This is a genomic window from Azorhizobium doebereinerae UFLA1-100 (genome assembly GCF_000473085.1).
GTDB classification, from domain to species: Bacteria; Pseudomonadota; Alphaproteobacteria; order Rhizobiales; family Xanthobacteraceae; genus Azorhizobium; species Azorhizobium doebereinerae.
The window spans coordinates 1-16460 of the sequence record NZ_AXBA01000030.1 but is presented as its reverse complement, the minus strand read 5'-3'; the positions used below and the strand labels follow the sequence as shown (position 1 = coordinate 16460).

General features: G+C 71.0%; 5 protein-coding genes. 3 read left to right on the top strand and 2 right to left on the bottom strand.

Going from position 1 to position 16460, the window contains the following annotated elements; all coding sequences use genetic code 11:
- Positions 1-82: 82 nt before the first annotated feature.
- The gene (locus tag YU1_RS30250; protein WP_051357045.1) at positions 83-1063 is read right to left on the bottom strand and encodes an alpha/beta hydrolase; all 981 of its coding nucleotides are present in this window, start codon (positions 1061-1063) and stop codon (positions 83-85) included.
- Positions 1064-1444: 381 nt separating this feature from the next.
- On the opposite strand from YU1_RS30250, the gene YU1_RS0119550 reads away from it, so the two are divergent.
- The 3 genes from YU1_RS0119550 to YU1_RS30245 are packed head-to-tail and all read left to right on the top strand — an operon-like array spanning position 1445 to position 16140.
- A complete protein-coding gene (locus YU1_RS0119550; protein WP_156922278.1) occupies positions 1445-12862 on the top strand; it encodes a hypothetical protein in 11418 nt (3805 codons plus the stop codon).
- 46 nt (positions 12863-12908) lie between these two features.
- Complete coding sequence (locus YU1_RS0119545; protein ID WP_029005527.1) at positions 12909-14735, top strand: tetratricopeptide repeat-containing sulfotransferase family protein; 1827 nt, start codon at positions 12909-12911, stop codon at positions 14733-14735.
- Complete coding sequence (locus YU1_RS30245; protein ID WP_051357044.1) at positions 14728-16140, top strand: tetratricopeptide repeat protein; 1413 nt, start codon at positions 14728-14730, stop codon at positions 16138-16140. Before YU1_RS0119545 ends, YU1_RS30245 begins: the two co-directional genes overlap by 8 nt.
- A gap of 127 nt (positions 16141-16267) precedes the next feature.
- Here the strand turns inward: YU1_RS30245 and YU1_RS0119535 are convergent.
- The coding region (locus YU1_RS0119535) for an IS5/IS1182 family transposase (protein WP_029005526.1) at positions 16268-16460 on the bottom strand (193 nt) is incomplete at its 5' end.

The following is a 16460-nucleotide window of genomic DNA, read 5'->3' as shown; positions in this document are numbered from 1 at the left end:
CCGGGCACCGCCTGCCCGGTGGCCGGGGGCGGCGGGCGGGCCGGAAGGGGGGCCGGCCCGCTTCGCCCGCCGCCGCGCGGCCTCAGCCGAGCGTCGCCTTCAGCCAGTCCGCGATCGCCGCCAGCGTCGTCGCGCATTGCGGGAAGCGCCCCACCGTGCCCGGCAGGGCGGGAAAATCGTGGTGCATGTCGCCGGCATGCAGGTGCCGCACCGCCACGCCCGCCGCGCGCAGCTTGTCCGCATAGGCGATGCCCTCGTCGCGCAGCACGTCATATTGCGCCGTGGCCACCAGGGTCGGCGGCAGCAGCGGCAGGGCGGGATGGCGCAGCGGCGAGACCTCGGGCAGGTCGGGCGCCACGCCCGGCGCGTAGGTTTTCCAGAACCAGCGCATCAGCGCCGCTTCCAGCCCGTAGCCGGTGGCGTTCTCCGCATAGGAGGCGTGCCCGCCGCTGGGGTGGTCCGTCACCGGATAGAGCAGAAGCTGCGCCTTGAAGGCCGCGCCCGCGCCGGCGGCGGCCAGGGTGTTCAACGCGGCGGCGGCGAGATTGGCGCCGGCGCTGTCGCCGCCGATGGCGAGGCGCGCCGGGTCGGCGCCGTGGCCGGCGGCGTGCGCGCACGCCCAGCGCGCGGCGGCGCGCGCATCCTCCAGCCCGGCCGGAAAGGGATGCTCGGGCGCGAGGCGATAGTCCACGCAGAGGATCATCATGCCCGCCGCGCCGCTCAGCAGCCGGCAGAAGGGATCGTGCGTGTCCAGCGAGCCCGCCGCCCAGCCGCCGCCGTGCAGATAGACGAGGAGCGGCAGCGGGCCGGTCGCGCCCGGCGGGGTGAACAGCCGGGCGGGCAGGGCGCCGGCGATCCGGAGGTCCCGCGCGGCGACGCCATTGGGCAGGCCGGCGATCTCGGTGCGCGCCGCCAGCGCGCCGGCCAGCGCCGCGCGCCGGGCGGCCAGCATCTGGGCGTCGGTCGCCGGCGCGGGCGTGCCGGGCGGGGGCGCGAGGCTGTCCAGATAGGCCCGCAGGGCGGGATCGATGGGCAGGCCCCGGGGGGCGGTGTGGGCGGTCATGCGTGGTCATTCCGAATCACGGGCGGCGGCGCCCGGGGCGGGGATTAGAGCGCCCGCCGGCCGGTGCGGCCAGTCTTCGACAGGGGACGACGCCGGGGCGCGGGGCGACGCCGGGCGCGGGTTGACGGAAGCGGGGCGCGTTCCGGTGGGGGGAGGCGGACCGAAATACCGTTCGAAGCCGGCTCTGTTTCACTTGTCTTCGATGTTTCTGTCCGTTACCTGATCGATCTGTATATTTCTGTAGGGGCGGGCCGCACTCTCACCGCTGTTCCGGAGGCGCCGTGTCCGCATGTGGGCCGTGATGCACCGGCGTCGCGGAGTGGGTATTTCATACGGGTCGCCCCGGGAGTTTGCGTCGGCTATCGGGGGATAAGGCCAAGCATGCGTCCTGCTGTGTCCACAGCGATCGCCGCTTCCTGCGCGGCCGCCCGGCCGGGGCGGCGGCTGCGTGGCGGCGTGGACGCCTTGCTGAGCAGTTGCGCCACCGTGGCGCTGATGCTCGCGCCGGTGGTGCTGACCCTGGGCGTCACGCTGCCTGGCCCGGCGCGGGGCCAGACCCAGACGCTGCCGGCCACCACCAGCGGCATCACCCTGGATTCCTATCCCGGCTTCACCAGCTTCCTCGTCACCGCCGCCACCACGGTCAGCGGGCCGAGCACGGGCATCACCGGCAGCGCGGCGAACGCCTGGACGGTGACCAACCAGGGCACCGTGGCCGGCTCGTCGGGGGCCGGCATCTCGCTCGACGGCGGCGGCGTCGTCACCAACAATGGCACCGCCTCGCTGATCTCCGGCCAGACCGGCGTGCGGATTTCCGGCGCGGCGGGCGCCGTCGTCAACGGCGGCCGCATCACCGGCAGCAACCAGGGCATCTACATGTCCAGCGGCGGCTCCGTGACCAACAGCGGCACGGCCTCGTCCATCACCGCCGGCGGCTACGGCGTCTATTTCAGGGACGTGGCCGGCACGGTGATCAATGCCGGCACCATCACCAGCACCGGCAACGCGGCCGTCGCCGTCTGGTATGCCGGCGGCAACGTGACCAACGCCGTCACCGGCGTCATTTCCGGCGCCACCAGCGGTGTCACCTTCGGGTCCACCGGGGGCGTCGACGCCACGGTGACCAACAGCGGGCGGATCTCCGGCGGCACCGGCTTCGGCGTGAATGTCGACCAGGGCACGATCACCAACAATGCCGGGGGCACCATCACCGGCTATGGCGGCGTCCAGCTGGGCCTCGGAACCGCCACCCTGGCCAACAGCGGCGTCGTCACCGGCACGGGGACCAGTGGCGTCGACAGCGCCGGCGTCCGCTCGAACACCTCCGCCAGCCTGATCAGCAACACCGCCACGGGCACGATCTCCGGTGTCGCGCTCGGCGTCTACATGGCCAATGGCGGCTCGCTGTCGAACGCCGGCACCATCCTCGCCACCGGCTCCGGGGGCACCGGCGTGCTGACCGCCCTGGCGGCGGCCACCATCACCAATTCCGGGACGATCGCCAGCGGCGCGTCGGCGCTCGGCATCTCGCTGGCGAGCGGCGGCGCGCTGATCAACAGCGGCACGATCATCGGCAATGGCGGCACCGCTGTGCGCTTCGGCGGCAGCAGCGACGATCTGGTGCGCCTGCTGCCGGGCTCGGTCATCACCGGGGCGGTGGACGCCGGGGCTGGAACCGACAAGCTGGAATTCGGCGGCACGTCGGCCGCGAGCTTCACCGGGCTGGGCGGCTCCGGCTTCATCAATTTCGAGCAGGCGGCGGTGCTGGCCGGCGCCAATTGGACGTTCACCGGGGCCAACACGGTCGCCGCGTCCATGTCCATGACCAACAGCGGGAACCTGACCATCGCCGCCGGCGGCACGCTGACCAGTTCCGGCACCTTCATCAACGCAGGCACGCTGACCGCCACCGGGACGCTGGTGAGCACTACCACGCTGACCAATTCCGGCAGCATCGCGGGAACGGTGACGCTCTCCGGCAGCGGCGCGGTGAGCAATCTGGCGGGCGGCGTCATCACCGGCCCCTCTGCCGGCGTCGGCGTGTTCTCGCTCGCCGGCGCGACCGGCATCCTGCTCAACGCGGGCACGGTCTCGGGCAATGTTGGTGTGTTCCTGCTCAACGGCGGCAGGATCACCAACCAGGGCACGGCATCCAAGATCCTGAGCGACTACGTCGCCGTCGGCATCAAGGGTGCGGCGGGCACCCTGACCAACGCCGGCACCATCTCGGCCACCGCCAGCTCGGGCGCCGCCTACGGCGTCTATCTGGAAAAGGGCGGCACCGTCACCAATTCCGGCACCGCCTCGCTGATCTCCTCCAGCGACCGGGCCATCCTGGTCTCCTCCGGCACCGGCGTGGTGAGCAACGCGGGCCGGATCGTCGGATCGAACTATGGCGTCGTGTTCGCCGCCGGCAGCTACAACGACACGCTCACCAACAGCGGCACTATCTCCGGCGGCACCAAGGCGGTGGCGTTCGGCGGCGGCGACGACCTTCTGACCCTCCAGGCCGGCGCCACCTTCATCGGCGTGGTGGACGGCGGCAGCGGCACCAACACCCTGGCGTTCAGCGGCACCGGCGGCAGCTTCACCGGGCTCGGCGGCGCCAGCTTCACCAATTTCGGGCTGGTCCAGGTCAACAGCGGCGCGAGCTGGGCCTTCACCGGCGCCAACACCGTCGCCTCCGGCGTCACGCTCACCAACAGCGGCACGCTGGCCAGCAGCGGCACGCTCAGCAATGCCGGCCTGCTGGTCACCACCTCCGGGGTGCTCCGAAACGGCGGCCTGCTGGTCAATACGGGCAGCATTTCCGGCACCGTGACGCTGACCGGCAGCGGCGTGCTGGACAACCAGTCCAGCGGCCTGATCTCCACCACCGGCACCGGCGTCTATGCCGGCAGCGCCACCACCCCCGTCGTGACCAACGCGGGCACCATCGTCGCCGGCGGCACCGCCATCCTCCTGAATGCCGGCGGCAGCGTCGCCAACACGGGCACGGCCTCGCTCATCAGCGGCGGCACCGGCGTCGTCATCAGCAACGCCGCCGGCACGGTGACCAACGCCGGGACGATCACCGCCTCCTCCGGCGTCGGCGTGCTGATCTCGTCCGCCGCCGGCAGCGTCACCAATGCCGCCACCGGCACCATCACCGGCGCCTCCGGCGGCGTCAGCTTCGCCTCCACCCTCGGCGTCAATGCCACGGTGATCAATTATGGCCTGATCTCCTCCGCCGCCGGCTACGGCGTCAACATCGACATGGGCACGGTGGTCAACCACGCCGGCGCCATCCTGTCCGGCGCCTCCGGCCTCCAGCTCGCCACCGGCACGCTGCTCAACAGCGGCACCATCACCGGCACGGCCACCAACGGCATCCGCTCGAACGGCGGCAACAACATCATCACCAACGACGCCACCGGCCGGATCACCGGCGTCGTGTACGGCGTCATGATGTTCGGCGGCACGCTGACCAATTCCGGCACCATCCGCGCGATCGGGACCAGCGGCGTCGGCGTCTACAGCTTCAACACCGACACCGTCACCAACATCGGCACCGCCGCGCGGATCGAGGGCGCGCTGACCGGGGTGCAACTGCGCAACGCCGGCTCGCTGCTGCGCAACGAAGGCACCATCGTCGGCGTCGCCGGCTACGGCGCCGACCAGACCACCAACGGCGTGATCATCAATTTCGGCACCGCCTCGCTGATCAGCGGCGGGCTTGCCGGCATTCTGATCTCCAACGGCACCACCACCAACGTGATGTCGGTGTCGATCTCGAACGCCGGCACCATCGAGGGCACCGGGACGGCGGGCATCGGCATCAAGACGATGGACGGCCTGGGCACCATCCACAACACCGGCACCATCCGCGGCGGCACGGCGGGGATGGGCATCTTCCTGGATGCCGGCGGCACGGTGAACAACGCCGGCCTGACGGCGCTGATCTCCGGCGGGTCCGCCGGCGTCTTCGCCCAGGGCGCGGCGGCGACGGTGACCAATTACGGCACCATCCACAGCGCCTATGGCGACGGCGTCGCGCTCGTGGATGGCGGGTCGGTCACCAACATCGGCTCCGCCGCGCGCATCACCGGCGACCGCAGCGGCGTCTACATGCAGAACGTCGGCGGCACCGTCACCAACGACGGCACCATCCTCGGCACGGCCGGCGACGGCATTCTGATGCTGGCCGGCGGCACCGTCTTCAACAACCTGACCGGCGTCATCGCCGGCGATTGCAGCGGCATCTCAGGCTTCAACAACCCCGTGGTGGTGACCAATTCCGGCGCGATCCGGGGCACCTGCGGCACTTCCACCGGCGTCTATCTCCTCGCCGGCGGAACCGTCACCAACAGCGGCACGGCGTCCTCCATCACCGGTGGGCAGAGCGGCGTCACGGTGTTCACCGGCACCGGCGTCGTGACCAACGAAGGCACCATCGCCGGCACCTACACCAATGGCGGGGCGCTGCCCGCCAGCACCTACATCTTCGGCGTGGCGATGCTCGACGGCGGCAGCGTCACCAACAGCGGCACCGCCGCACTGATCTCCGGCTATACCGGCGTCATGTTCCAGGATGCCAGCAGCACCGGCGCCCGGGGCACGGTGACCAATTCCGGCACCATCCTCGGCACGCGGATGACCGGCGTGCGGCTGGACGCCGGCGGGGTGGTCACCAACAGCGGCGCCGGCGCGACCATCTCCGGCGCGTACTACGGCGTGCTGGTCAACGGCGCAGCGGGAACGGTGACCAACTCCGGCACCATCAGCGGCACCGGGACGGCGGGCATCGGCGTCTCGTTCGGCACCGGCACGTTCAGCAACACGCTGACCAATGCCGGGACGATCATCGGCAACGGCGGCACCGCCATCCAGTTCGGCGCGGGCAACGACCTGCTGGTGCTGGCGCCCACCTCGGTGATCTCGGGCGCGGTCATCGGCGGCGGCGGCACCGATACGCTGGAGCTTGCCGCCGACACGCTGGGCAATGCCGGCACGATCACGCAGTCCTTCGCCGATTTCTCCGTCGTGAACGTGGATGCCGGCGCGCAGTGGACCATCACCAGCGCCGCCACCATCGGCGCCGGCGGCGTGCTGACCAATGCCGGAACGCTCCTCAACCAGGGCTCCATCGCCGCCGCCGTGACGCTGACCGGCGCCGGCGTGCTGACCAACGCGGCCGGCGCCTATATCACCAGCGCCACCACCGGCGTGACCTGGGCCGCCGGCGGCACCGGCACGCTGACCAACGCCGGCGTCATCGGCGGCTCGGCCATCGGCATCGCCTCGGCGGTCGGCGGCACCATCACCAACCAGGGCACCGCCGCGGTGATCACCGGCTCCACCGGCGTGCGCTTCGCCGGCACGGCGGCGAACGGCGGCTTGGTGGTCAACGAAGGCAGCATCATCGGCACCAGCCAGTTCGGCGTGATGATGTACGCGGTCGGCGGCAGCCTCACCAACCGCGCCACCGGCCTCGTCATGGGCGCCGACAGCGGCGTGGTCATCCAGGGCGCCGGCACCATCTCCAATGCCGGCCTGATCGCCGGCTACACCACGGCCGGCGTCTCGCTCGCCTCCGGCACGCTGACCAATGCCGCGACGGGCGCCATCTACGGCCCGGTGGGCGTGCTGACCGCCAGCGGAACGGTGCTGAACAGCGGCGGCATCGCCGGCTCCGGCGCGGCCGGCGTCGGCATCCGGGCGACGGGCCTGGCCGCGGTGACCAATTATGCCGCCGCCGCCATCTACGGCTTCGCCGCGGGCATCGAGATGGCCGGCGGCATGGTCACCAACGCCGGCACCATCGCCGCCTTCGGCACCGCGGGCGTGGGCGTCGCCTTCAGCGGCAGCACGGCCGGCACGCTGGTCAACAGCGGCACGATCATCGGCAACGGCGGCACGGCGGTGCGCTTCGGCGCCGGCGACGACCTGATGCTGGTGCTGGCGGGGGCGTCCTTCACCGGCCTGGTGGATGGCGGCGCGGGCGCGAACACGCTGGAGTTCGTCTCCGGCAGCGGCGCCGCGCCCGCCTTCGCCAATTTCACCACCGTCGCCGTGGACGCGGGGGCCTCCTGGAGCTTCGGGGCCGCGCTCTCGGTCCCGACCCTGACCAATGCCGGCACGCTGACCAACACCGGCACCCTCGCCAGCACCGGCACCTTCACCAATACCGGGGCGTTCATCACCACCGCCGGCGTGTTCACCGCGGCCGGCGGGCTGGCCAACAGCGGCACCATCTCCGGCGTGGTGACGCTGACCGGGGCGGGCGCCGTCACCAATCTGGCGAGCGGCGTCATCTCCGGCGGGGCCTATGGTGTGCTCGCTGGCGGCACCGCCGGCACCACCATCGACAATGCCGGCACCATTGCCGGATCGAGCGTGGGCGTGCGCTTCTCCGACAGTGGGGGAACCTTCAACAACACCCTGGTGAACAGCGGCACGATCTCCGGCGGCACCCTGGCGGTGGGTTTCGGCGGCGGCAACGACCTGTTGCGGATCCTGTCGGGCGCGGCGTTCAGCGGCGGGGTGGATGGCGGCGCCGGCGTGGATACGATCGAGCTGGTGTCGGGCAGCGGCTCGTCCGCCGGCTTCAGCAATTTCGAGATCCTCATCGTCGGCGCGGGCGCCAGCTGGACGCTGACCGGCACCGAGAGCCTCGCCACCATCACCAATGCCGGCACGCTGATCAATTCCGGCACGCTCGCCAATCTCGATTCCATCGTCAACCAGGGCACGCTGCTCAATAACGGCGACCTGCTGGGCAGCGTCACCCTGTCCGGCACCGGCGTGCTGGCCAATGCCGCCGGGGCCATGGTGCGCGGTTCCGTGGACGGCGTGGTGGGGACCGGGGGGGCGGCGCGGACGCTGACCAATGCCGGCACCATCACCGGCGTGCTGGGCACCGGCGTCTATCTTTCCGCCGGCGGCAGCATCACCAATTCCGGCAGCGCCGCGCTGATCAGCGGCGGGCTGCACGGCGTGCGCATCCTCGGCGCCGCCGGCACGGTGGCCAATGACGGCACCATCTCCGGCGGCGTGCGCGGCGTCGCCCTGCTGGCCGGGGGCAGCGTCGCCAATGCCGCCACCGGGCTGATCTCCGGCGGCACCACGGGCGTCTACATCGCCGGCGGCGCCGGCACCGTCACCAACCAGGGCACGATCCGCGGCGCCACCGGCATCCTGTTCTCCGGCGCCTTCGACAATACGCTGATCAACAGCGGCACCATCGCCGGCACCGCCGGCACCGCGGTGCAGTTCGGCGGCGGCAACGACGTGCTGCGGGTGCTCGACGGGGCGGCCTTCGTCGGCACGGTGGATGGCGGCGCGGGCAGCAACACCCTGCAATTCGCCTCCGGCACCGGAACGCTCACCGCCGCCAATTTCCAGTATGTGACCGTGGACAGCCCGGCCAGTTGGACCCTGGGCGGCACCCTGGCGCTCACCACGCTGACCAACAGCGGCACCCTGACCAATACCGGCACGCTGACGGTGGCCGGCGCGCTCACCAACGCCGGCCTGCTGGCGAACAGCGGCAGCATCTCCGGCACGGTCACGCTCGCCGCCAGCGGCGCGGTGGACAACCAGGCGGGCGGCATCATCACCGGCGCCCTGGCCGGCGTCACCGGCAGCGGCGCCAGCGTGAGCAATGCGGGCACCATCAGCGCCAGCGGCACGGCGGGCACCGGCATCCTGCTCACCGGGGTCGCCGGCGTGAGCAATGCGGGCACCGCCTCGCTGGTCTCCGGCGGGCGCGACGGCGTGAGCATCGGCGGGCTGGGCACGCTGATCAACGCCGGCAGCATTGCCGGCGTGCTGGGCTATGGCGTGGCGCTGGCGCTGGGCGGGTCGATCTCCAACAGCGGCCGCATCAGCGGCGGGGCCGCAGGCATCCGGATCGCCGGCGGCACGGCGACCATCACCAACACCGGCACCATTTCCGGCACCGGGACGACCGGCGTGGGCATCCTGTTCACCGGCAGCGCATCGGGCACGATCGACAATTTCGGCACCATCTCGGGGGCCGGCGGCACGGCGGTGAAATTCGCCGGTGGCATCAACCAGCTGATCCTGGAAGGCGGCAGCACGCTCGTCGGCATCGCCGACGGCAGCCTTGGCACCAATTCGCTGATCGTGCGCGACAGCGCGACGCTTTCGAGCGTCACGGCCATCGGCTTCCAGTATGTGGGCTTCATCGACGCCACCTCGGCCATCGATGCCGGCTCCACCATCACCAACCCGACGGTGATTTCCGGCACGCTGACCAACCGGGGCACGCTGAACGGCAAGGTCACCGTCATCGGCGGCGCGACGCTGGTCACCAGCGGCGTGGTGTCGGTCACCGCCAGCTCGACCAACAGCGGCACCATCGCCAACAGCGGCTCGTTCGCCAACCTCAGCACGCTGGTCAATCTCGGCGCGTTGGCTAGCAGCGCGATCCTAGACAATGATGGGCAGCTGCTCAGTTCCGGCACGCTCACCAGCTCCGGCACCCTGGCGAACACCGGCACGCTCGCCAGCACCGGCGTGTTCGCCAATCTGGGCGACCTGCTGAACACCGGCCTGCTGGACAATGCCGGCGGCATGTCCAACAGCGGCACCATCCGCGGCACCGGCGTGTTCACCAACAGCGGCAGCTTCACCAACAGCGGCACCGTCGCCGCCACGGTGACGCTGGCCGCCGCCGGGTCGGTGAGCAACCAGGCGGCGGGCCGCATCACCGGCGTGCTCGCGGGCGTCACCGGCGGCAGCGGCGGCAACGTCGTCGTCAATGCCGGCACCATCCTGGCGAGCGACCCCGCCGGCACCGCCATCGCGCTTTCCTCGGGAACCGTCGGCAACACCGGCGGCGCGGCGCTCATCCAGGGCGGGGCAACCGGCATCGCCTTCTCCGGGGCGGGCACGGTCAGCAATTCCGGCACGGTGGCCGGCCTCACGGGCGCGGGCGTGGCGCTGGCCGCCGGCGGGCTGGTCACCAATTCCGGCCTCATCACCGGCGCCACGGCGGGCGTGAGCGTGGCCGGCGGCACCGCGACCATCACCAATACCGGCACCATCTCGGGCACCGGGACGGCCGGCGTCGGCGTGCTGTTCAGCGGCGGCGCCTCGGGCACCATCGACAATTTCGGCACCCTGTCCGGCGCCGGCGGCACGGCGGTGAAGTTCGCCGGCGGCACCAACCGCCTGATCCTGGAGAGCGGCAGCGTGCTGATCGGCATCGCCGACGGCACGCTGGGGGTGAACACGCTGGCCATCCAGGGCGGCGCCAGCCTGTCGAACGTCCAGGCCATCGGCTTCAGCTCCGTGGCGTTCCTGAACGCCACCCAGACGCTGGACGCCAACACCACCATCACCAACCCGGTGGTCGTCTTCGGCACGCTGAGCAGCCTTGGCACCCTCAACGGCATCATTCAGGTGGATGCCGGCGCCACGCTCAACAACGGCGGCCTGGTGTCGGCGGACGGCCCGTCCACCATCGGCGGCGGGCTCAACACCGGCGGCACGCTGATCAACGCCAGCACGCTGACCGTCACCGGCAGCATTGCCAACGCCGGCAGCTTCGCCAACCAGGGCTCGCTGATCAACAACGGCACGCTCATCAATTCCGGCAGCATGACCAATTCCGGCACCATCACCGGCACCGGCTCGCTCGCCAACAGCGGCAGCTTCGGCAACAGCGGCGTGGTGGTCGGCCTCGTCAACGGGGTGACCGGCGGCGGCACCGTCAGCAACAGCGGCACCATCATCGGCACCGCCGACACCGGCGTGAACCTCGGCGCCGGCGGGACGCTGAGCAACAGCGGCTTCATCCAGGGCGGCATCTACGGCGTGCAGGTCGGCGCCGGCGGCACGGTGGTCAATTCCGGCACCATCCTCGACGACGCCATCGCCGGCCTGGCGCTGGGCAGCAATGCGGTGCTGACCAATTCCGGCAGCATCGGCGGCGTGGTTGGCCTGCTGTTCACCGGCACCGGCGCCAGCGCCACCAGCAGCGGCACCATCACCGGCACCGGCGGGATCGCGGTCCAGTTCGATGCCGGCGTGAACAGCCTCACCCTCGCCACCGGCTCGGTGCTGAACGGCGGCATCGACGGCGGCACGGGCGCCGGGCAGATCACGCTCACCGGCACGGGCACGCTGTCCAGCACCATCGCCAATTTTGGCGCCGGCAGCGCGCTCGCCATCGCCGGCGGCGCGGCGTGGACCGCCTCGGGCAGCTGGACCATCGGCCAGGTCACCAATTCCGGCACGCTCCAGCCCGGCGCCGCCGGCAGCGCGCTCCGGCTCACCGGCAATTTCGTCCAGGCGGCGGGCGGCACCTTGCAGGTGGCGGTGAACCCCGCCGGCCAGAGCTCGCAACTGCTGATCAGCGGAACGGCAACGTTGAGCGGGACGCTCGCGGTGCTCGCCGCCACCGGCTCCTACCAGGCCTCCACCACCTATTCCATCCTCACCGCCACGGCGCTGAGCGGGCAGTTCTCCAGCGTCACCAGCGATCTCGCCTTCCTCATCCCGCAGCTCAGCTACGGCGCGCAGACGGTCTCGCTGACGCTGTCCACCGGCACCCAGCCGGTGCGCTTCGCCAGCGTGGCGACGACGCGCAACCAGTTCAACACCGCCAATGCGGTGCAGGACGGCGGCGCGGGCTCGGCGCTCTACCAGGCGGTGGTCGGGCAGAGCGTGGCCGGCGCTCGCACCGCCTTCACCATGCTGTCGGGCGAGGCCTATGCCAGCGTCGGCACGGCGCTGCTGGACGACAGCCGCGTGGTGCCGCAGACGCTGATGAACAGGCTGCGGCAGGATGCCTATGGCGATGCCGGCGGCGCCGTCGCCGCGCTCGGCGCGGGCGGCCCGGCGGCGGGCTCCGCCGCGGCGCTGGGCTATGGCGCGGCGGGCGCGGGCCTGGCGGCGCAGCCGGGCGTGGTGGCCATCGCCGGCCCGGCCTCCCAGGCGGCGGTCGCGGACGGCGCCGCTTCGCGCCTCGTGGCCTGGGGCGAGGCGTTCGGCGGCTGGGGCAGCATCGCCGGCAACGGCAACGCCGCCTCCGTCAGCCACGACCGCTCCGGCTTCCTGACCGGCATGGATGCCCGGATCGGCGAAGACTGGCGGGTCGGCATCGCGGGCGGCTACACCAATACGGACCTGACCATCGCCGACCGCGCCAGCTCGGCGCAGATCGGCACCTACACGCTCGGCCTCTATGCCGGCCGCGCCTTCGGGCCGCTCAACCTGCGGCTCGGCGGCGCCTATGGCTGGAGCGACGTGGACATGGCCCGCACGGTGCTGTTCCCCGGCTTCCAGAACGCGCTCAGCTCCAGCTATGACGCGCACACCGCGCAGGTGTTCGGCGAGGTCGGCTATGGTTTCACCTGGAACGCCTTGGCGCTGGAGCCGTTCGCCGGCCTGTCCTATGTGCATCTCGACACCGGCACGGCGACCGAAGCCGGCGGGGCGGCGGCGCTGAGCGTGCAGGGTTTGAGCGCCGACATCACCTATTCCATCCTCGGCCTCAGGCTCGGCACCACCTGGCAGTTGGGCGGCGGCATCACGCTGGTGCCGCGGGCGATGCTCGGCTGGCAGCACGCCTTCGGCGACCTCGACCCGGCGGCGAGCCTGGCCTTCGCCACCACCGGCGTCGGCTTCAGCGTCACCGGCGCGCCGCTGGCGCGCGATGCCGCTTTGCTGGAACTGGGGGCGGACTGGAAGCTCAGCGACAGCGTGAAGCTGGGCCTCTCCTACCGCGGGACCCTGTCCAGCGCGGTGCAGGACAATGCGGTGACCGGAGTATTCTCCTGGTCGTTCTGACCGGGGCATGCGTTGACACTTCGGCAGGTTTCAGGACATTCGGCCCATGAACGCCTTGCAACCCGATCTGTGTGCCTGCGGCAGCGGGCTGCGCCCGGTGCGCTGCTGCCAGTTGGACCCGCGCACGCTCGGGCCGGCGGCCGCCAGCCGGCACCTGCTGCCGCTGGTGGACCAGGCCATCGCCAGCCATGGCCGCGGCGCGGTCGCCGAGGCCGAGCGGCTGTGCCTGGAGGTGCTGGAGCTGGCGCCGGGGCAGGGCGGGGCGCTCGCCATCCTCTACCAGATCCGCAAGGCGCAGGGCGCCGGCCCGGCGGCGGAGGCGCTGGTGCGCCGGCTGGTGGGGCTGGACCCGAACAATGTGTGGGCCACCCAGGAGCTGGCGCTGCTGCTGTTCGGCAAGGGTGACCTCGCCGAGGCGGAAGTCCATGCCCGCAATGCGGTGCGCATCGCCCCGGCGGACCCGCAGTCGCACAATCTGATGGGCATGATCCTGACCGAGGCCAACCGGCCCCAGGTGGGCGAGTTCCATTACCGCCGGGCGCTGGAACTGCTGGGCCAGCGCCAGCCCATCCTGCTCGCCAACCTCGCCTGGAACCTGAAGAACCAGGGCAAGATGGCGCAGGCCCGCGCGCTTTACGAGGAATCCCTCGCGGCCGCCCCCACCGTGCTGCAAACCCTGCTGGGCTGGGCGCGCATGGAGGAGACCGACCGCGATTTCGCCCGCGCCGATGCGCTGCTGGATCAGGCGGAGGCGGTCGCCCCCGGCCATCCCAGCATCCTCCTGCACCGGGCCATCGTGCGCGGCCGCACCAAGGATTACGACCGCGCGCTGGCCATCCTGGAGCGGATCGAGCGGCAGAGCCCGGGCGGCGGGCTCGGCACCAACGAGCTGCTGGAGAAGGGCCGGCTGCTGGACAAGATGGGCCGCCATGACGAGGCCTTCGCCGCCTTCGCCGCCGGCAAGCGCAAGAATGTGGAGCTGAGCGGCACGGCCTACATGGCCGAGCATGCCGCCGATCTCGCCGCCCGGCTGAAGGCCTATTTCACCGCCGGCCGCCTGCGCATCGTGCCGCGCGCGAAGCCCGTAGAGGCCGGCCCCCGGCCGATCTTCATCCTCGGCTTCCCGCGCTCGGGCACGACCATGGTGGAGCAGACCCTCTCCGCCCATCCCAAGGTCTGCGCCGGCGACGAGCTGACCTTCGTGCACGAAATCGCCAATCTGATGCCGCGCATGCTGAACAGCCCGCTGGCCTATCCCGAGGCGCTGGCCGACCTGTGGATGGGCGACCAGTGCGAGGGGCTGGACAATTTGCGCGACTATTATCTCCAGCGTGTCCGGCAACTGGGCATCGTCGAGCCCGGCGCCACGCGCTTCACCGACAAGATGCCGCTCAACGAGACCCATATGGGGCTGATCGCGCTGATGTTCCCCGACGCGCCGCTGATCCATGTGCTGCGCCATCCGCTGGACATCGTGCTCTCGGTCTATTCCAACCATCTGACCCACGGCTTCTATTGCGCCAACGCACTGGAGACCATCGCTCGGCACTATCTGCTGGTGATGGACCTCGTGGACCATTACCGGCGCGAGATGGCGCTGAAGTATCTCGCCGTGCGCTATGAGGACATCGTCGACGACCAGGAGGCGCATGTGCGCCGCATGCTGGCCTTCGCCGATCTGCCGTTCGACAAGCGCTGCCTGAAGTTCCACGAGAACAAGCGCTATGCCCGCACCGCCAGCTACGCGCAGGTGACCGAGAAGCTGTATGACGGTTCGCGCTATCGCTACCGGCACTATCTCAAGCACCTGGCGCCGGTGATCCCGATGCTGGAGCCGGCCATCGCGCGCCTGGGCTATTCCGTCGATGGCTAGCGCGGGACAGGCAAACCCGGGCCTCTCGCGCACCGTCGACGAGTGGCAGGCCGAGGCGGACGCCCACGAGCAGGCGGGGCGGCTGGAGGAAGCCGAGCAGATCCTGGCCCAGATCCTCGCCGCCATGCCGGACTATGCTCCGGCGCTGCACCAGGCCGCCCTCCTGTCGCACAGGCGCAAGCGCCCGGCGGAGGCGCTCGCGCGGCTGGAGCGGGCGATCCGGGCGGCGCCGGACCAGCCGATCTTCCATCGCAACATCTGCGAGCTTTACCGCGGCCAGTCGCAGCTCGACGCGGCGGTGGCCCACGGCAGGCGGGCGGTGGAGCTGGCGCCGGACGATGCGGGGGCCAATTACAATCTCGGCGTGATCCATTACGACCGCATGGAGATCGACGCGGCCATCGCCTATGCCCGCCGCGCGCTGGCGCTCGATCCCGCGATGGCGCCCGCGCATTTCGAACTGGCGGAGGCGCTGCTGCTGGACGGCCAGTTCGCCGAGGGCTGGCGCGAATATGAGTGGCGCTTCTCCCTGCCCAATTCCGCGCGCCTGCTGCCGCACGCGGACAAGCCGCAGTGGGACGGCGCGCCCATGCCCGGCGGCACGCTGCTGCTGATCGGCGACCAGGGCTTCGGCGACACCATCCAGTTCTGCCGTTACATCCCGCAGGTGGCGCGGCTCTGCCCCAACCTCATCATGGCGTGCAGCTCGGAAATGCAGCCGATCGTGCTGCAACAAGGCGGCATCACCGGCTATTTCGACCGCTGGGAGCATGTGCCGGCGTTCGATGCCTATTGCCCGCTCTCCGGCCTGCCGCGCCTGTTCGGCACCGATCTCGGCTCCATCCCCGCCCCGGTGCCCTATGTGCGGGCCGAACCGGCCAAGGTGGCGCGGTGGCGCGCGCGGCTGGCGGAACTGGTGCCCGGCGGCTTCCGGGCGGTGGGCCTCGCCTGGGCCGGGCGGCCGACGCACGGCAACGATTTCAACCGCTCCATGAGCTTGCAGGCGCTGGCCCCGCTGGGCCGGCTGGAGCGCACGGCGCTGGTCTCGCTCCAGATCGGCCCGGCCATGGCGCAGGTGGCGGAGTATTACGGCCCCGCCCCGCTGATCAATCTCGGCGCCGAGATCGCCGATTTCACCGACACCATGGCGATCCTGGAGGTGCTGGACCACGTGGTGGCGGTGGACACCTCCATCGTGCATCTGGCGGGGGCCATGGGACGGCCGGTCTGCGTGCTGCTGCCGTTCGCCCCCGATTGGCGCTGGCTGCGCGATCGCGGCGACAGCCCGTGGTATCCGAGCCTGGAACTGTTCCGCCAGCCGGCCAGCGCCGCCTGGGCCGAGCCGGTGGCGCGGGTCGCGGAGCGGCTGTCCGGCCTCATCCAGGGCGGACGAGCGGCGGACTAGAGCACGCGCCGATCAGCTTGCAACGCAAGCTGATCGGATAACGCGTTCTCTATCATCAAGTTAGAGGGCGATTCACCGATCAGATTGATTCAATCTGATCGGATCGCGCTCTAGGTGGTGTGGACAGTTACCTGATCCACAGGACGATGGCAGCGATTGTGACGATGGCGAGGTAGTTTCGCGCGGTCTTCTCGAAGCGGGTCGCGACACGCCTGAACTGCTTGAGCTTGGAGAAGCAGCATTCGATCAGGTGGCGCTGAGCGTAGAGGTGCCTGTCGAGGCTATGCTTCCTGGCGCGGGATGGATTGGACGGGATGACC

Bases quoted from the DNA above. Each gene is read 5' to 3' on its own strand.
- YU1_RS30250 (WP_051357045.1), bottom strand. From the start codon at position 1,063: ATGACCGCCCACACCGCCCCCCGGGGCCTGCCCATCGATCCCGCCCTG.
- YU1_RS0119545 (WP_029005527.1), top strand. From the start codon at position 12,909: ATGAACGCCTTGCAACCCGATCTGTGTGCCTGCGGCAGCGGGCTGCGC.
- YU1_RS0119550 (WP_156922278.1), top strand. From the start codon at position 1,445: ATGCGTCCTGCTGTGTCCACAGCGATCGCCGCTTCCTGCGCGGCCGCC.
- YU1_RS30245 (WP_051357044.1), top strand. From the start codon at position 14,728: ATGGCTAGCGCGGGACAGGCAAACCCGGGCCTCTCGCGCACCGTCGAC.